This is a genomic window from Streptomyces sp. NPDC020917 (genome assembly GCF_044333795.1).
GTDB lineage: Bacteria > Actinomycetota > Actinomycetes > Streptomycetales > Streptomycetaceae > Actinacidiphila.
Map to the genome: position 1 here is coordinate 300,874 of NZ_JBIRRR010000001.1, position 17,009 is coordinate 317,882.

Below are 17,009 nucleotides of genomic sequence, written 5' to 3' on the forward strand. Positions count from 1 at the left end.
AGGGTTACGCCTGGGGCAAGCGTTCCCCTAAGGTCCATCCCGCCATGGATTACTGCTACGCGTGCCGGCGCCACCTCAACGGCGCGTACTCCTGCCCGGGTTGCGGGACGCCCGCAGACGAGCTCACGCTGCCGGCGGTCACCGACACCGCGACGCTGCCCCCGGTCGTCCCTGACGGGAACGGCGACGGCGCCCCCGGCTCGGGCCGGGCGGCGCGGCGGGCCGAGGGGCGGCGCTCGGCCGCCCGCTCGGCGAAGCGCGGCCGGCAGCGGGTGGCCGTCTACGGTGTCGGCGCGGTCGCGGTGGTGGGCGCGCTGACGATGTTCTCCATGGCGGCGCTCTCCGGCGGCTCCGGTGGCGCCGCGGATCCGGGCGTGGGCGTCAACCCCGTGCTGCCCGGCGCCTCTTCGGGCGCGCCGTCGCCCGACGACGCGGGCCTGCTCCCGTCGTCTTCCAGCGGCACTCCCAGCCACGGCAGGACCGCGTCGCCGTCCGGTTCGGCGTCGCCGTCGGACTCCACGAGCCCGACGGCCGGCGCCACCACGCCGCACACGTCGGCGCCGCCGCGCACCACCACGACCGCGCCGACCACCGCGCCCACCACGAAGGCGCCGACGCCCACCGCGACCGGGACGCACCCCACCTCCCCGCCGACGCCGACCAAGACGCCGTGCAAGAAGGTGCTGTGGTGGTGCCAGTGATGCGCCGCTGACCGTCCGGCGTGCCCCGAGGCGGCGACCGGCGGCGGTCGCGGGGGATCGACCGGCCGCGGGGGTTCAGCCGGGGGCTTCGGTCCAGCCGGTCGCGGCGGTCTAGCCGGCCGCCGGGGGCGCCGGGTCCGGCGCGGCGCCGGCGTCGTCGCCCAGCATCCGCCGGAGCAGGTCGCGCAGGGTCGTGCGATCACCGACGGACAGGGCGGCGAGCGGCTCGCGGGCGAAGTCCAGCGAGGACCGCAGCCGCGCGGCGGTGTCCCGGCCGTGCTCCGTGGCCGCGGCCAGCTTGACCCGGCGGTCGGCCGGGTCCGCGCGCCGCTCGGCGAGCCCCTGCGCCTCCAGCCGGTCCACGATGCCGGTCACGTTCGACGGCTCGCACTTCAGCCGCTGGGCGATCTGCCGCATCGGCATCGGCCCGGTGGACAGCAGGGCCAGGACCCTGGCCTGCGCGCCGGTCAGCCGGTGCACGGCGGCTGCCGCGTCGTACTCCTGGTAGTACCGCGCCACGATCGTGCCGATCAGGTCGACGACCTCGGCGGTCAGCGGGTCCATGCGGCGTGTCATGGGTCCAGGGTAGCCGTTTGCTTGACAAGGTGAAACATCAAGGACCATCGTTAATTAAGAACCTAAATCTTTGCCATGGTGAACTGCTTCTCCTCGGCGCCCGCGCGCCGGGCCGCGAGCGGTGGCGCCACGGCGGAAGGAGCCCACCCGCATGCCCATGAGCCGCGAATGGCACCTGGTCGCCCGCCCCCAGGGCTGGCCGGTCCCCGAGGACTTCGCCCTGGTCTCGACGGACGTCCCCGAGCCGGGCCCGGGCCAGGTCCTGGTCCGGAACCTGTTCCTTTCGGTGGACCCGTACATGCGCGGGCGGATGAACGACGCCAAGTCGTACGCGCCGCCGTACGCGCTGGGCGAGCCCATGCTGGGCGGCGCGGTGGGCGTGGTGGTGGCGTCGGCGGCCGACGGGATCGCGGTCGGCGACCACCTGCTGCACGGGCTCGGCTGGCGCGAGTACGCGCTGGTGGACGCCGCGCGCACGGTCGCCGTGGACCGGCGGGCGGCACCCCTGCCGGCCTACCTCGGCGTGCTCGGCATGACCGGCCTCACCGCGTACGCCGGACTGCTGCGTGTCGCCGGCTTCACCGAGGGGGAGAGCGTCTTCGTCTCGGGTGCCGCGGGCGCGGTCGGCAGCCAGGCCGGCCAGATCGCCCGGCTCAAGGGCGCCGCGCGTGTCGTCGGCAGCGCGGGATCCGACGAGAAGGCCGCGCTGCTCGTCGACGAGTACGGCTTCGACGCCGCCTTCAACTACCGCAAGGGGCCGGTGGCCGAGCAGCTGCGCGCGGCCGCGCCCGACGGCATCGACGTCTACTTCGACAACGTCGGCGGCGAGCACCTCGAGGCGGCGATCGGCGCGCTGAACGTGCACGGCAGGGCCGCGCTGTGCGGCGCGATCAGCCAGTACAACGCCACCGAGCCGCCGCCCGGGCCGCGCAACCTCGGCCTGCTCATCGGCAAGCGGATCACCCTCAGCGGCTTCCTGGTCGGCGACCACCAGGACCTGCGGCCGGAGTTCGTGCGCGAGGTGGGCGGCTGGCTGCGGGACGGCCGGCTCCAGTACCGCGAGACCGTCGTCACGGGAATCGACCGGGCGCTGGACGCGTTCCTCGGACTGCTGCGCGGCGACAACACCGGCAAGATGATCGTCGCCCTCCCGGAGTGAGAGCGACGGCGGGCGGGGTCGATACCGTCACCGCCTTTCAACAAAATGTTGACGGCGCGACTTTTCCGCCCGATCAGGAGGACCCGCTCATGACCATCCAGTCCGTCGACGTCCTGTACACCGCCGTCGCCACCGCGGAGAACGGCCGTGACGGCCGGGTCGCCAGCGACGACGGCAAGCTGGACGTCGTCGTCAACCCGCCCAAGGAGCTCGGCGGCAGCGGCGCCGGCACCAACCCCGAGCAGCTCTTCGCCGCCGGGTACAGCGCCTGCTTCCAGAGCGCGCTGGGTGTCGTGGCCCGCCGCGAGGGCGCCGACATCTCCGGCTCCCGGGTGACCGCGCGCGTCGGCCTCGGCAAGACCGCGGAGGGCGGCTTCGGACTCACCGTCGAACTCGCCGTCTCCATCCCGGGTGTGGACGCCGCCACCGCCCAGGACCTGGTCGAGAAGGCCCACCAGGTTTGCCCCTACTCCAACGCGACGCGCGGCAACATCGCGGTGGAACTGACCGTCGTCTGACGGGATCCGCCCGGCTCCCGTGCCGAAATCCGGCTCGCCGGCGCCCGGTTGCGCCCTGCTGGGGCGTGGGGGCCGCACATGGCGTCGTAAGGACCGTGCTCCCTAGGGAGCACGGTCCTTACCCGTCGGTGCGGCCCCAGCCGTCGGCCCGGTGTCGGCGGGGGAGTCCGGCGGCGGTGCCAGCAGCGCGAGGAAGTCACGGAAGGCGGCGGGCATGTCGACCGCCTCGGGGTCGAGCAGCCACTGCACCTGCAGCCCGTCGACGACGGCCGCCAGCAGCGTCGCCGCCCGCTCGGGCGACAGCCCGCCGGGCAGCCGGTCGCCGTACTCCGCCCGCAGCGCCTCGGCGCCGCCGCCGCGCACCGCGGCGTACCGGTCCCTGAAGTACTCCTGCGCCGGGTGCCCCTCGGTGACGCTGTCGCCGGCCAGCACGGTGAACGCCTGGACGATGCCGGGCCGTGTCGCGTTGTACTCGACGAGGTGGGCCACCACCTCCAGCGGCCAGGCGCGGCCGTGCAGCGCCGCCGAGGCCATGTCCCACTGGTCGCGCGCCTCCAGGACGGCCACCAGCAGCGCCTCCTTGGTGGGGAAGTAGTGCATGAGCCCCTGCTGGGTCAGCCCCACCCGCTCCGCCACCGCCGCCAAGGTCGCGCCGCGGTAGCCGCGTTCGGCGATCACCTCGGTCGCGGCCTGGATGATCTCCGCCCGCCGTTCGCCGCGCTCGCCCCTGGCTCTGGTCACCGCCATCAGCCCCTTCCCCTGGAGGTCGAGCCTACAAGATGACAAGACGGTAACTATCCCTACCGGCTGACAGGCAACCAGGCCCGGGCGGGCGCAGGATGGCCGCCATGACACCTGAGACGGCGCGGAACGCGGTGCGGCACCCGGTCAACACCCCCGCCCAGGAGGAGGATCGGGCCCCCGCGCAGGGGAGCGGCCGGCAGGCGTCCGGCGGTCCCGGCCGGGAAGCGGTCCGCCGCCGCGAGGAGGCCGTCGAGGCGGCGCTGGCCGCGCTCGACCTCGACGCGAAGACGCGCCTGCTGGCCGGCCAGGACATGTGGACGCTGCCCGCGCTCGGCGAGATCGGGCTCGGCTCGCTGGTGATGTCCGACGGGCCGATCGGCGTCCGCGGCCGCCGCTGGACCGGCGTCGACCCGTCCACCGCCCTGCCCAGCCCCACCGCGCTCGCCGCCACCTGGGACCCCGACCTGGCCCGCCGCGCCGGCCGGCTGCTCGCCCAGGAGGCGCACCGCAAGGGCGTCCACGTGCTGCTCGCCCCGACCGTCAACCTGCACCGCAGCCCGCTGGGCGGACGGCACTTCGAGGCGTACAGCGAGGATCCGTACCTCACCGGCGCGATCGGCACCGGCTATGTGCGCGGCGTGCAGGACGGCGGCGTCGGTGTCACGGTCAAGCACTTCGTCGGCAACGACGCGGAGACCGACCGCTTCACCGTCGACAACCGCATCCCCGAACGGGCCCTGCGGGAGCTGTACCTGGCGCCGTTCGAGGCGATCGTCGCCGGGGCGCGGCCGTGGGGCGTGATGGCCGCCTACAACGCCGTCGACGGGACCTCGATGACCGAGCACGACGCCCTGGTGAACGGCGTGCTGCGCGGCGAGTGGGGGTTCGACGGGGTCGTGGTCTCCGACTGGTTCGCGGCCCGCAGTACCGCCGGTGCCCTGCGCGGCGGCCTGGACCTGGCGATGCCCGGCCCGCTGACCGTCTACGGCCCGGCCCTCGCGGCGGCGGTACGGGCCGGCGAGGTCGAGGAGGCGCTGGTCGACGCCGCGGTGCGGCGGGTGCTGCGGCTCGCCGCGCGGGCCGGGCTGCTGTCCGGCACCCCGGCCGCCGTCGCGGTCGCGGACCGGCCCGCCGGAATCGACGGCGACGCGCTGGCCCGCGAGATCGCCGCCACCGCCTGCGTGCTGCTGCGCAACGAGGTGCGCGGCGGCGCGCCGGTCCTCCCGCTCGACCCGATCGCGCCGGGCGGCGAGAGCACTGGATCCACCGGGCCCGATGCGGCTCGCGGGATCGCGCTGATCGGGACCGCGGCCCGCGACGCGCGCATTCTCGGCGGCGGTTCGGCGCAGGTCTTCCCCGAACACGTCGTCTCGCCGCTCGACGGGCTGCGCGCCGCGTTGCCGCCGGACGTCCCGCTGACCTGGGCGGCCGGCGCCGACCCGAGCGAGGAACTGGCCGCCGCCGCAGCGGGGTTCACCCTGAGCGCGATCGTCCGCGACGCCACCGGGCGGGAGTTGGGCGGCGAGCCGCTCCCGGGCGGGCAGTTGCTGTGGCTCGGCGACCTGCCCGAGGGCGTGGCCTACGAGGAGCTGCACACCGTCGAGATGCGCGGACGGTTCGTGCCGCGGGTGAGCGGCGAGCACCGCTTCGGCACCCGCGGCCTGGGCAACTTCCGGCTCACCGTGGACGGCATCGTGCTCTTCGACGGTGTGCAGGCGGATGACAACGCCGACCCGTTCGAGGCGTTCTTCGGCACCCCCACGGAGCGCGGCGCCGTCCACCTGGCCGCCGGGCGGGCGGTCGACGTCAGCCTCGCCCACACCCCGCCCAAGGAGCTGGAACTGCCGGTGCAGGCCGTCGGGTTCTCGCTGCTGCACGGCGAACCGGAAAGGGACCCGGAGGAGTTGCTGGACGAGGCGGTGGCAGCGGCGCGCGCCGCGCACACCGCGGTGGTGGTGGTCGCCACCACCGAGCGCGTGGAGTCCGAGGGCTTCGACCGGACCGGACTGGGGCTGCCGGGCCGGCAGGACGAGCTGGTCGCCCGGGTCGCCGCGGCCAACCCGCGCACCGTGGTGGTGGTCAACTCCGGTGCTCCGGTGGAGATGCCGTGGCGCGAGGACGTGGCGGCGGTGCTGCTCGCCTGGTTCCCCGGGCAGGAGGCCGGGGCGGCGTTGGCGGACGTCCTGCTCGGCGCACGCGAGCCCGGCGGGCGGCTGCCCACCACCTGGCCGGCCCGCCTGGCCGACGCCCCGGTGTCCCGCGTCACCCCGCAGGACGGACAACTGGTCTACGAGGAGGGGCTGTTCATTGGCTACCGGGCCTGGGACCGGGTACCGGCCGCCCCCGCGTACCCGTTCGGCCACGGCCTCGGCTACACCACCTGGACCTACGACTCGCTGACCCTGGAGCCCGGTTCGGCGCAGGACGGCACCCTCGCGCAGGCCGTGGTCCGGCTGCGCAACACCGGCGCCCGGCACGGGCGCGAGGTCGTGCAGCTGTATCTGCGGCCGGAGGCGCCCGGTGCGAACGGGACGGGCGGGGACGGGGCGGGCGTGAAGGCGACGGGGGCAGGCGGGGGCGGCAGCGCTGCCGGCGTGGAGCGGCCGCGGCGCTGGCTGGCCGCGTTCGCCGCGGTCGAGGCGGAGGCCGGCGCGACCGCGGAGGTGCGGCTGGCGATCCCGGTGCGGGCCGCGCAGTACTGGGAGGCGGCGAGCGGGACGGCCGGCCCCGAGGCGGCCGGCTGGCGGCTGCTGCCGGGCGGCTACGCGGTGGACGCCGCGCACTGTCTGACCGACGTCCGGCTCACCGCGCCGCTGACCGTCCGTGGCTGACGCGGCTCCGCCGGCAGCCTCAGAGGCCGGTCGACGTGGCGACCCCGGCCAGGATCCGGGCCAGCTCGGCCTGGCCGTCCTGGTTGGGGTGGAACCAGTCCCACTTGCTCAGCTGGCCGGTGCCGAACGGGTAGCGGAAGACCGCGCCCCCGTCGAACCGGCAGCGGTCGTAGCGCTGGCACACCTGGGCGAGCACGGTGTTGTAGGAGATCACCCGGTTGCGCACCTCGGTCCGCCGGGCCTGCGCGTCCGCGCCCTGGGAGTCGGAGTCCTTGAGCATCGTCGGGCACAGCCCCAGCTTCCACAGCTCGCGGGCCAGCACGTTGCCGCGGCCCACCGACCACAGGTGCTCCAGGTCGGGGATGCTGGCGACCAGGACCTGGGTGCCCGGCAGCACCCGGTGCAGGTAGGCCATGGTGCCGTTGAAGGCGGTGCGGAAGTCGGCGACCGGCGTCATGGCGGCGGTGTCGCGGGCGCAGGCGTCGTTGGCGCCGATGAGCACCGTCACCATCGCCGGCTTGTGCGCGGCGGCGGCCCGGGCCTGCGCCGGCAGGTCGGCGACCCGGGCACCGGACTGGGCCAGGTTCCAGCTGCGCGGGCCGGCCGAGAGCCGGGCGCTGAGGCTGTTCACCCCGTCCTTGGTCCCGGTCGCCCACGACACCTCGGGGCAGTCCGCGAGCGGGTCGCAGGCGTCGAAGCCGCGGGTGATGGAGTCGCCGAGGGACGCCACCGAGGCCGGGTGCACGTTCCAGGGCCGTTCGGGTTGTTTCGGTTGCGCGGGCTGCTTCGGCGCGCCCTGCGCCTCGGTCCCCGCGGAATGCGAGATCTGTGCGGTGGGCGACACCTGCCCGGCCCTTCCGCGGTCGGCGGCCGAGCCGCCCACGCCGCATCCGCCCAGCAGAAGCGCGGTGACGGCAAGGGCCAGGCCGCGGCGCGGCAGCATGCGCATCGGGGTGCTCCCCTCCGACGAGTGGGTGATATCGGGTACGAGCCCGACCGTACGTCACTCCCTCCAGGACGCCGCACGGTAGCTTTTTCCCTGACGCCCGAAGGGAACTGACAGGAGGTCGGAGCTTATCGGGTGTCAGAAGTGATTCTTGTCCTGATTGTGATGAATAGTGCACAATGTCGCAGAACGTCTCATGGTGTCCCGGGTTCTGCCGGTTCGTGTGTGAGGCCGCTGGGGAAGGCGAACCTCGTCCCACACTGGAGGTACCGGTGACGACACGTGGTGTTCTGTACGTGCATGCCGCACCGCGCGCGCTGTGCCCGCACGTCGAGTGGGCCGTCGCGGGCGTCCTCGGCGTGCGCGTGAGCCTCGACTGGATCCGGCAGCCGGCCGCTCCAGGGACCTGGCGTGCCGAGTTCTCCTGGCAGGGCGAACCCGGTACCGCCTCCAAGCTGGCCTCCGCGCTGCGCGGCTGGCATCTGCTGCGCTTCGAGGTGACGGCGGAGCCGTGCGCCACGGCCGAGGGCGAGCGCTACAGCGCCACCCCCGAGCTGGGCATCTTCCATGCCGTCATCGGCATGCACGGCGACATCCTGATCCCGGAGGACCGGCTGCGCGCCGCCATGCAGCGGGCCGGCCGGGGCGAGGCGGACCTGGAGGGCGAGCTGTCGCGGCTGCTGGGCAAGCCGTGGGACGACGAGCTCGAACCGTTCCGGTACGCCGGCGAGGGCGCGCCGGTGCGCTGGCTCCACCAGGTGGTCTGACCGGGCATAGCCTGCCGGTATGTCCACTGACTTCTCCGGCTCCTCAGGTCCTCTGTCCGTCGCGGTCCTCGGCACCGGCATCATGGGCGCCGGCATGGCCCGCAACCTTGCCGCGGCCGGGCACGAGGTGCGTGCCTGGAACCGCACCGTCGACCGCGCCCGGCCCCTCGCCGAGGACGGCATCCGGGTCCTCGCCGACCCCGAGGCCGCCGTCCGCGGCGCCGACGCGGTGATCACCATGCTGCTCGACGGCACCGCCGTCCTCGACGTCATGCACCGTGCCGCGCGCGGGCTGAAGGAGGGCGCGGTGTGGGTGCAGAGCAGCACCGTCGGCCCCACCGCCCAGGGCGAGCTGGCCGCGCTGGCCCGCGAGCACGGCCTGCTCTTCCTGGACGCACCCGTGCTGGGCACCCGTCAGGCCGCCGAGTCCGGCAAGCTGACCGTGCTGGCCGCGGGCCCCGACGCCGCCCGCCCGGTCGCCGAGCCCCTCTTCCAGGCGATCGCCGCCACCACCCTCTGGCTCGGCCAGGACGGCACCGAGGGCGCCGCCAGCAGCCTGAAACTGGTGCTCAACAGCTGGGTCCTGGCGGTCACCAACGCCACCGCGGAGACCATGGCGCTCGCCCGCGGCCTCGGCGTCGACCCGGACCGGTTCTTCGAGGCGATCGACGGCGGCCCGCTCGACCTGCCCTATCTGCGCGCCAAGGCGGCGGCCATCCGCGCCGCCGACTACACGCCCAACTTCTCGGTGGAGGGCGCCTGGAAGGACCTGCGGCTGATCGTGGCCGCGGCCGAGCGCAACGGCGTGCGGCTGGACCTCGCGGAGGCCGGGGCGGAGCGCTTCCGCCGCGCCTCTGAGCAGGGCCACGGCGGTGACGACATGGCGGCGTCGTACTTCGCGAGCTTCCCGGAGAAGGACGCCGCGGACACGGCCGCCGCGTCGGACTGACACGGGCGCCGCGTCGGACTGACCCGGGCGCCCTCAGCCGCCGAGCAGCCGGGCGACCGCGCGGCGGGTGCGGTCGGGGGCGGTGCGGTCCCCGAAGAGCTGCACGGCGTGGTTGAGGCTCAGATAGACCCCGTTCAGCTCGAACGCCAGCTGCTCGGGATCGGTGGCGGCCGGCAGCTCGCCGGCCGCCACCGCCGTCCTGATGTCGGCCAGCAGGCGGTGCTGCCAGGTCCGGTGCAGCCGCGCCACCGCGTCCCGCACCGGGCCGGGGCCGCGCGCGTCGAACTCCACCGCCGAGGTGGTGAACAGGCAGCCGCCGGGGAAGGTGTCCCGCTCGCGGTCCAGATACGTGGCCCACGCCTCGCACACCGCGCGCAGCCGCGCCAGGCCCGGCGGCAGGTCGCGGGCCGGCTCCCACACCGCGCGGGAGAACACCGCGGACGCCCGCCGCAGCGCGGCCAGTTGCAGCTCCTCCTTGGTGCCGAAGTGGCCGAGCAGGCCGGACTTGCTCATGCCCAGCTCCCCGGCCAGCCGGCCGATGGTGAGACCTTCCAGGCCCTCCACGGACGCCATCGCGACGCTGCGCTCGATGATCCGCTCGCGGGTGCGGCGCGCCTCGGCGGCGGACTTCCGGGGACTCATGGGGCCATGGTAGCGACCGCACCCCCTTTAGAGTCCGACCGATCGGTCGCTATAGTCGCGGCACGACCATCCGACTGAGGAGACCGCCGTGCCCGACACCGCCATCGCCGCCCTCGGCCACTACCAGCCCGAGCGCGTCCTCACCAACGACGACCTGGCCGCGCTGGTCGACACCAGCGACGCGTGGATCCGGCAGCGCACCGGCATCGCCACCCGGCGGATCGCCGCGGAGGGGGAGTCGGTGACCGACATGGCCGCGGCGGCCGGCGGCAAGGCGCTGGCCGCCGCGGGGCTGCGGCCCGACGAGATCGGGCTGCTGGTCGTCGCCACGTCCAGCGCCCAGGACCGCTGCCCGAGCATCGCCGCGCAGACCGCCGCCCGGCTGGGCGTGCCCGCGGCCGCCACGTTCGACCTCAACAACGCCTGCGCCGGGTTCACCACGGCGCTGGCCGTCGCCGACCACTCGGTGCGGGCCGGCGCCGCCGGGCACGCCCTGGTGATCGGCGCGGAGAAGATGTCCGACCTCACCGACTGGACCGACCGCAGCACCTGCGTGCTGCTCGGCGACGGCGCGGGCGCGGCGGTGGTCTCGCCGTCCGACCGCGCCGGGATCGGCCCGGTCGTCTGGGGCACCGACCCCGGCAGGGCCGACGCGGTGCGGCTGGCCGGCGCCTGGCACCCGCGGTTCGCCCAGGAGGGCCAGACCGTCTTCCGCTGGGCCACCACGGCGCTCGCGCCGCTCGCCGAGGAGGCGTGCCGCAGGGCCGGGCTCGCGCCCGCCGACCTCGGCGGGATCGTCACCCACCAGGCGAACCTGCGGATCATCGAGGCGGTCGTCGCCCGGCTCGGCGCCGAGCGGGCCGTGATCGCCCGCGACGTGGTGGAGTCCGGCAACACCTCGGCGGCGAGCGTGCCGCTCGCCTACTCCAAGCTCGTCGAGCGCGGCGACCTGCCCTCCGGCGAGCCGGTGCTGCTCCTCGGCTTCGGCGGCGGACTGTCCTGGGCCGCCCAGGTCACCACCTGCCCCTGAACACCCCCGGACGCACCGGCGCCCTGCCGGTGGCACGCCCCGCGAGGGGCGCCACCCGCAGGGCGCGGGGGTGTGAACCGTCGGACCGTCAGGCGGACGGGGTGCGCAGGGCCAGCACCACGTTGTGGCCGCCGAAACCGAAGGAGTTGTTCAGCGCGGCGATCGTGCCCGCGGGCAGCGGCCGGGCCTCGCCGTGGACGATGTCCGCGTCGACCTCGGGGTCCTGGTGGTCCAGGTTGATCGTGGGCGGCGCGATCCGGTGGTGCAGCGCCAGCACCGTCGCCACCGTCTCGATGCCGCCGGCACCGCCGAGCAGGTGGCCGGACATGGACTTCGTCGCGGACACCGCCATGTGGTCCACGTCGTCGCCGAAGACGTTCCGCAGCGCCTTGACCTCCGCGACGTCGCCCTGCGGGGTGGACGTCGCGTGCGCGTTGACGTGCACGATCTCGGCCGGCTTGAGGTCCGTGCCGTCCATGAGGTGCTGCAGCGCCGCCGCGATACCGCGGCCGGTCGGCTCGGGCTGGGTGATGTGGTGCGCGTCCGCCGAGATGCCCTGGCCGACGGCCTCCACGTAGACCCGGGCGCCACGTGCGGCCGCGTGCTCCGCGGACTCCAGCACGATCACGCCGGCGCCCTCGCCCAGCACGAAGCCGTTGCGGTCGCGATCGTAGGGCCGGGACGCGCCCTGCGGGTCGTCGTTGTTCTTGGACATCGCCATCATGTTGCCGAACGCGACGATGGGCAGCGGGTGGATCGCCGCCTCGGTGCCGCCGGCCACCACCACGTCGGCGCGGCCGGTGCGGATCATCTCGATCGCGTACCCGATGGCCTCGGCACCGGACGCGCAGGCGCTGACCGGGGTGTGCACACCGGCCCGGGCGTTGACGTCGATGCCGACGTTCGCCGCCGGGCTGTTGGGCATGAGCATGGGCACGGTGTGCGGGGACACCTTGCGCACACCCTGCTTGTTGAGGACGTCGTACTGGTCGAGCAGGGTCGTCACGCCGCCGATGCCGGAGGCGATGACCGCGCCCAGCCGGTCGGGGTCGACGGCCGGGTCCTCGCCGGCCTTGGCCGTGAAGCCGGCGTCCGCCCACGCCTCACGGGCCGCGATCAGCGCGAACTGGGCGCTGCGGTCCAGCTTGCGGGCGAGCGGGCGGGGCAGTACCTCACCGGGCTCGACCGCGATCTGCGCCGCGATGCGCACCGGCAGTTCGGCTGCCCACTCCTGCGCGAGCGGCGTCACACCGGAACGCCCGGCGAGCAGCGCCTCCCAGGTCGACGCGCTGTCGCCACCCAGCGGTGTGGTTGCTCCGATACCGGTGACGACCACAGTGCGATTGGTCGGGCTCACAGGAATTGTCTCTCCACGTCTAGAAGGGCGGGCGACAGGCGCGTCGTCCGGAGGTCGGTCCCGGTCCGGGACCGGAGTCGGCTCGGGGCGGGGTCAGCCCTGGGCCTTGAGGATGTAGTCGACCGCGTCGCCGACCGTCTTGAGGTTCTTCACGTCGTCGTCCGGGATCTTCACGCCGAACTGCTCCTCGGCGGCCACGACGACCTCGACCATGGACAGCGAGTCGACGTCCAGGTCGTCGGTGAAGGACTTGTCCAGCTGGACGTCCTCGGTCGGGATACCGGCGATCTCGTTCACGATGTCGGCGAGACCGGCGACGATCTCTTCCTTGGTGGCCATGACGGCGCTCCTTGATGTGTAACCGATGGTGCGGCGGGCGGGACTGCGGCGCCGCGGGGATGTGCCTAGGGGAGAGTAACGACAGTTGCCGCGTAGACCAGACCCGCCCCGAAGCCGATGACCAGCGCGGTGTCCCCGCTCTTGGCCTCGCCGGTGGCGAGCAGCCGCTCCATCGCCAGCGGGATCGAGGCGGCCGACGTGTTGCCGGTGGTCTCGATGTCCCGGGCGACCGCGACGTGGTCGGGCAGCTTCAGCGCCTTGATCATCGAGTCGATGATCCGCATGTTCGCCTGGTGCGGGATGAACGCGTCGAGCTGGTCGGCGGTGATCCCGGCGGCGTCCAGCGCCTGCTGGGCCACCTTGGCCATCTCGAACACGGCCCAGCGGAAGACGGCCTGGCCCTCCTGGGTGATCGCGGGGAACTTGACCTTGCCGGTGGAGTCGAGCGGCAGCTGCTCCACGTCGCCGATCCGGAACCGGTCCCACGGCACGGTCTGCTTGATCGTTTCCGCCTTGTCACCCTCGGAGCCCCACACCGTCGGGCCTATGGCAGGCACGGTCGAGGGGCCGACGATGACCGCGCCGGCGCCGTCGCCGAACAGGAAGGCCGTCGCGCGGTCCTCCTTGTCGGTGAGGTCGCTCAGCCGCTCCACGCCGATCACCAGGACGTTCGTCGCGGTGCCCTCGACGACCATGCTCTTGGCCAGCGTGAGGCCGTAGGTGAAGCCGGCGCAGCCCGCCGAGATGTCGAACGCGGCCGGCTTGCCGGCGCCGATCCGGTGGGCGATCTCGGTGGCGATCGCGGGGGTCTGCTTGAAGTGCGAGACGGTCGCGACGATCACGGCGTCGATGTCGGCGGCGGAGATCCCGGCGTCGGCGATGGCCTTGCCGCCGGCCTCCAGCGACATCTCGGCGACGGTCTCCTCCGGGCCGGCCCAGTGCCGGCTGGCGATGCCGGACCGGGACCTGATCCACTCGTCGCTGGAGTCGATGTGCTCCAGGATCACCTCGTTGGGCACCACCCGGCTCGGGCGGTAGCCGCCCACGCCGAGGATCCGCGCGTACGGCGCGCCCTTGCTGGGGCTGATCTTCGCTGTCATCTCTGCGCGGACTCCTATTCCGCCGGGGCCCCCGCCGAACCGCCGAGTTCGGCGATCAGCGCGCGGGCCGCCTCCAGGTCGTCAGGCTTCTTCAGCGCGAGGGTGCGCACACCCGGCAGCGCCCGCTTGGCCAGGCCGACCAGCGTGCCGCCCGGGGACACCTCGATGATGCCGGTGACGCCGTGCTCCTTGAACGTCTCCATGCACAGGTCCCAGCGGACCGGGTTGGAGACCTGGGCGACCAGCCGGCGGACGATCTCGGCGCCGTCGGCCACCGGCTGCCCGTCGGCGTTGGAGACGTACGGCAGCTTCGGGTCGGCGACCGCCAGCGTCGGCGCCAGCGTCTCCAGGGTGGACACCGCGGGGGCCATGTGGACGGTGTGGAACGCGCCGGCCACCTGCAGCGGGCGCACCCGGGCGCCCTCGGGACCGTTCGCGGTCAGCTCGGCGAGCTGCCCGGCGGTTCCGGCGGCCACGATCTGGCCGGCGCCGTTGATGTTGGCGGGGGTCAGGCCCAGCGACTCCAGGTGCGCGACCACCGTGTCCGGGTCGCCGCCGAGCGCCGCGGACATGCCGGTCTCGGTGACCGCGGCCGCCTCGGCCATGGCCCGGCCGCGGGCCGCCACGAACGTCATCGCGTCGGCGTCGGTCAGCACGCCGGCCAGCACGGCGGCGGTGATCTCACCGACGCTGTGGCCGGCCACCAGGTCGGGCGTGGCGTCCAGGGCCGCGGCGGACAGCAGTCCGGCGGCCACCAGCAGCGGCTGGGCGACCTTGGTGTCGCGGATCTCGTCCGCGTCGGCCTTGGTGCCGAAGTGGGCCAGGTCGAGGCCTGCGGCCTCCGACCAGGCGGCCAACCGGTCGGCGGCGCCGGGCAGTTCGAGCCAGGGGGCGAGGAAGCCGGGCGTCTGGGCGCCCTGGCCGGGAGCTACGAGTACGAGCACACTCACACTCTCTCTCGCCGGAAGGGCTGATCGCCCGTGAGGACAGGGACCAAGAACTGTCGGGTGATTTGTGGGTGTCGGACAAAGAGTCAGCGCGCGGGGTCCGCATCCGACAGCCGGCCCAGGATGAGCGCGATGCGCAGGGTGAATGCGGAGCGTACATCGGAAGGGGACCACCCGGTGACATCAGTCACACGTCGGAGCCGGTAGCGCACGGTGTTGGGGTGCACGAAGAGCATCCTGGCGGCGCCCTCCAGGGACGACGCCTGCTCCAGGTAGACACTCAGCGTCTCCAGCAGCGCGGAGCCCGCTTCCTCCAGCGGCCTGTAGATCTCCTCCACCAGCTGATCGCGGGCGAACCGGTCGCCGGCCATCGCGCGCTCGGGCAGCAGATCGTCGGAGAGCACCGGGCGCGGCGCGTCCGGCCAGGCCGCGCACGCCTTCAGGCCAGCCGCCGCGGCCTGCGCGGAGCGCGTCGCGGACAGCAGGTCGCCGACCACCGGGCCGGCCACCACGGGGCCGGGGGCGAACGGGCCGATCAGCGCCTTCGCCACCTTGATCGGATCGTCGTCGCCGCCGGCGATGACCACCAGGCGCTCGCCGAGCACCCCGGTCAGCACCTGCAGTTTCGCGTGCCGCGAGGCCCGGCGGATCGCCTCGACGGTCAGCTCGCTGTCGCCGTTGGGCGCGGTGCCCAGCACCACCACGATCTTGTCGGGGGAGTTCCAGCCCAGCGCGGCGGCGCGGGACAGCACGCCCTCGTCGGCCTCGCCGGACAGCACCGCGTTGACCACCAGCGACTCCAGGCGCGCGTCCCAGGCGCCGCGGGCCTCGGCGGCCTGGGCGTACACCTGCGCGGTGGCGAACGCAATCTCGCGGGCGTACACCAGCAGCGCCTCGCGCAGCACCGCCTCGTCGCCGGGGGCGGCGACCTCGTCGATGGCCGCCTCCATGACCTCGATGGTGGTGCGGACCATCTCGACGGTCTGGCGCAGCGAGATCGCCCGGGTCAGCTCGCGCGGGGCGGTGCCGAACACGTCCGTGCTGATCGCCTGCGGCGCCTCGGGGTGGCGGAACCACTCGGTGAAGGCGGCGATACCGGCCTGGGCGACCAGGCCGATCCACGAGCGGTTCTCCGGCGGCATCGCCCGGTACCAGGGCAGTTGCTCGTCCATCCGCGCGATGGCGTGCGCGGCCAGGCGGCCGGCCGACTTCTCCAGCCGCCGCAATGTGGCGGAGTGGTCGGAATGGTCCTCGTGGGACCGGTCGGCGGGTCCTTGCGTCTGCGAAGCGTCTGGCACGTACCCAAGCCTGCCTTATCGCCTCCGGCGCGGGGCTTCGGGTACCACTTTCCGTCGTACTTCGCCAGGGGCCCACGGCGGTGGGGGGCGCGTTCTTCCCGGCTCACCGGGGCCGTCCGGTCCGTCCCGGACCACCGGGCGGTGGGGGCTGGGCGCGCGGTTCCTGGCGCCCCTGCGGGGCTCGGGCTGCCCCGTGCGGGGGCGTTGCCGTGCACCGGCGCGGTGGGGGCTGGGCGCGCGGTTCCTGGCGCCCCTGCGGGGGTGCGTCTGCCCCGTGCGGGGGCGTTGCCGTCCACGGGGCCGGTGGGGGCTGGTCGCGCGGTTCGTCGTGCTCCTGGCGGGGCTCGGGCTGGGGCGGGGGTACGGGGGATAGGTTGGAGGGGTGATCGAAGTGTGGGCGGGGGCGGGGCGGTATCGGGGTGGGGAGGCGGACGCGGGTGTGGAGTCGTGGCACGCGTTCTCGTTCGGCGTGCACTACGACCCGGACAACGTGGGGTTCGGACTCCTCATGGCCTGCAACGAGGAACTGCTCGCGCCCGGAGCCGGGTTCGACGAGCATCCGCACAGCGACACCGAGATCGTCACGTGGGTGCTGGACGGCACCCTCGAGCACCGGGACGACCACGGCACCGCCGCCCTGCTCGGCGCCGGCGACCTGCAGCGGCTGAGCGCGGGCGGCGGGGTGCGGCACACCGAGCGCAACGCCGGCACCCGGCCGCTGCGCTTCCTGCAGATGTGGCTGCGGCCCGACTCGACCGGCGGGCCGCCGGAGTACACCGCGGTGACCGCGCCCGTCCCGCAGGGGCCCGGTCTGCGACTGCTGGCCTCCGGTGCCCCGGACGACTGCCCGGCGGTGCGGCTGCGGCAGCCCGCCGCCGCCCTGTACGCGTCCCGTCCCGACGGGCCCGACGCCTGCGGCCTGCCGGCGGCCGCCTACCGCTACGTGCACGTGGTCCGCGGCTCGGTCCACCTCGACCACCCGGACGGCGAGGCGCTGCTCTGCCCCGGCGACGCCGCGCGGATCACCGGCCAGGCGGCCGTGGAGGCCCGCACCGACGGCCCGGCCGAGTACCTGGTGTGGGCCATGAACCCGCTGCTCTGACGC

General features: G+C 74.2%; 17 protein-coding genes. 8 read left to right on the forward strand and 9 right to left on the reverse strand.

The genetic code is table 11. The features are described from left to right. Positions 1-44: 44 nt before the first annotated feature. Positions 45-701, forward strand: a complete 657-nt coding sequence (locus ACH4TG_RS01240; protein WP_398239554.1) for a hypothetical protein — start codon at positions 45-47, stop codon at positions 699-701. A gap of 111 nt (positions 702-812) precedes the next feature. Here the strand turns inward: ACH4TG_RS01240 and ACH4TG_RS01245 are convergent, their stop codons facing one another. Next, positions 813-1,277, reverse strand: coding sequence for a MarR family winged helix-turn-helix transcriptional regulator (locus ACH4TG_RS01245; RefSeq protein ID WP_398239556.1), 465 nt, complete (start codon positions 1,275-1,277; stop codon positions 813-815). Between the two features lie 151 nt (positions 1,278-1,428). Here ACH4TG_RS01245 and ACH4TG_RS01250 point away from each other — a divergent pair, with 151 nt between their 5' ends. Continuing rightward, positions 1,429-2,436: an NADP-dependent oxidoreductase gene (locus ACH4TG_RS01250; RefSeq protein ID WP_398239557.1), complete on the forward strand. Its 1,008-nt coding sequence runs from the start codon at positions 1,429-1,431 to the stop codon at positions 2,434-2,436. An 89-nt stretch (positions 2,437-2,525) separates the two neighbouring features. After that, a complete protein-coding gene (locus tag ACH4TG_RS01255) occupies positions 2,526-2,954 on the forward strand; it encodes an organic hydroperoxide resistance protein (RefSeq protein WP_398239559.1) in 429 nt (142 codons plus the stop codon). A gap of 102 nt (positions 2,955-3,056) precedes the next feature. Here the strand turns inward: ACH4TG_RS01255 and ACH4TG_RS01260 are convergent, their stop codons facing one another. Next, positions 3,057-3,701, reverse strand: coding sequence for a TetR family transcriptional regulator (locus ACH4TG_RS01260; protein WP_398239561.1), 645 nt, complete (start codon positions 3,699-3,701; stop codon positions 3,057-3,059). 101 nt (positions 3,702-3,802) lie between these two features. On the opposite strand from ACH4TG_RS01260, the gene ACH4TG_RS01265 reads away from it, so the two are divergent. Next, entirely contained in the window at positions 3,803-6,529 is a 2,727-nt protein-coding gene (locus tag ACH4TG_RS01265) for a glycoside hydrolase family 3 C-terminal domain-containing protein (RefSeq protein ID WP_398239563.1), read from the forward strand. 19 nt (positions 6,530-6,548) lie between these two features. Here ACH4TG_RS01265 and ACH4TG_RS01270 read toward each other — a convergent pair whose 3' ends face one another. Further along, on the reverse strand, positions 6,549-7,478 hold the full coding sequence (locus ACH4TG_RS01270) for an SGNH/GDSL hydrolase family protein (protein WP_398239564.1): 930 nt from the start codon (positions 7,476-7,478) through the stop codon (positions 6,549-6,551). A gap of 269 nt (positions 7,479-7,747) precedes the next feature. On the opposite strand from ACH4TG_RS01270, the gene ACH4TG_RS01275 reads away from it, so the two are divergent. Continuing rightward, positions 7,748-8,242 (forward strand): DUF3145 domain-containing protein, encoded by a 495-nt coding sequence (locus ACH4TG_RS01275; protein ID WP_398239566.1) that lies wholly within the window; start codon positions 7,748-7,750, stop codon positions 8,240-8,242. Between the two features lie 19 nt (positions 8,243-8,261). Next, on the forward strand, positions 8,262-9,191 hold the full coding sequence (locus ACH4TG_RS01280) for an NAD(P)-dependent oxidoreductase (RefSeq protein WP_398239568.1): 930 nt from the start codon (positions 8,262-8,264) through the stop codon (positions 9,189-9,191). Positions 9,192-9,224: 33 nt separating this feature from the next. Here the strand turns inward: ACH4TG_RS01280 and ACH4TG_RS01285 are convergent, their stop codons facing one another. After that, a complete protein-coding gene (locus ACH4TG_RS01285; RefSeq protein WP_398239570.1) occupies positions 9,225-9,833 on the reverse strand; it encodes a TetR/AcrR family transcriptional regulator in 609 nt (202 codons plus the stop codon). A gap of 88 nt (positions 9,834-9,921) precedes the next feature. Between ACH4TG_RS01285 and ACH4TG_RS01290 the strand changes: the two genes are divergently transcribed. Beyond that, positions 9,922-10,863: a beta-ketoacyl-ACP synthase III gene (locus tag ACH4TG_RS01290; protein WP_398239572.1), complete on the forward strand. Its 942-nt coding sequence runs from the start codon at positions 9,922-9,924 to the stop codon at positions 10,861-10,863. 88 nt (positions 10,864-10,951) lie between these two features. Here ACH4TG_RS01290 and fabF read toward each other — a convergent pair whose 3' ends face one another. From fabF to ACH4TG_RS01315, 5 genes are all read right to left on the reverse strand, one after another. Next, the gene (fabF, locus tag ACH4TG_RS01295) at positions 10,952-12,220 is read right to left on the reverse strand and encodes a beta-ketoacyl-ACP synthase II (protein ID WP_398239573.1); all 1,269 of its coding nucleotides are present in this window, start codon (positions 12,218-12,220) and stop codon (positions 10,952-10,954) included. 93 nt (positions 12,221-12,313) lie between these two features. Next, positions 12,314-12,559 carry an acyl carrier protein gene (locus ACH4TG_RS01300; protein WP_069464013.1) on the reverse strand — a complete coding sequence of 82 codons (246 nt, stop codon included), beginning with the start codon at positions 12,557-12,559 and terminating at the stop codon, positions 12,314-12,316. A gap of 65 nt (positions 12,560-12,624) precedes the next feature. Further along, positions 12,625-13,659 carry a ketoacyl-ACP synthase III gene (locus ACH4TG_RS01305; protein WP_398239576.1) on the reverse strand — a complete coding sequence of 345 codons (1,035 nt, stop codon included), beginning with the start codon at positions 13,657-13,659 and terminating at the stop codon, positions 12,625-12,627. 14 nt (positions 13,660-13,673) lie between these two features. Continuing rightward, positions 13,674-14,603, reverse strand: coding sequence for an ACP S-malonyltransferase (locus tag ACH4TG_RS01310; RefSeq protein ID WP_398239578.1), 930 nt, complete (start codon positions 14,601-14,603; stop codon positions 13,674-13,676). A gap of 89 nt (positions 14,604-14,692) precedes the next feature. Further along, the gene (locus ACH4TG_RS01315) at positions 14,693-15,904 is read right to left on the reverse strand and encodes a PucR family transcriptional regulator (RefSeq protein WP_398239579.1); all 1,212 of its coding nucleotides are present in this window, start codon (positions 15,902-15,904) and stop codon (positions 14,693-14,695) included. Positions 15,905-16,286: 382 nt separating this feature from the next. On the opposite strand from ACH4TG_RS01315, the gene ACH4TG_RS01320 reads away from it, so the two are divergent. After that, positions 16,287-17,006: a pirin family protein gene (locus ACH4TG_RS01320; protein ID WP_398239581.1), complete on the forward strand. Its 720-nt coding sequence runs from the start codon at positions 16,287-16,289 to the stop codon at positions 17,004-17,006. The last annotated feature ends 3 nt before the right edge of the window (positions 17,007-17,009 follow it).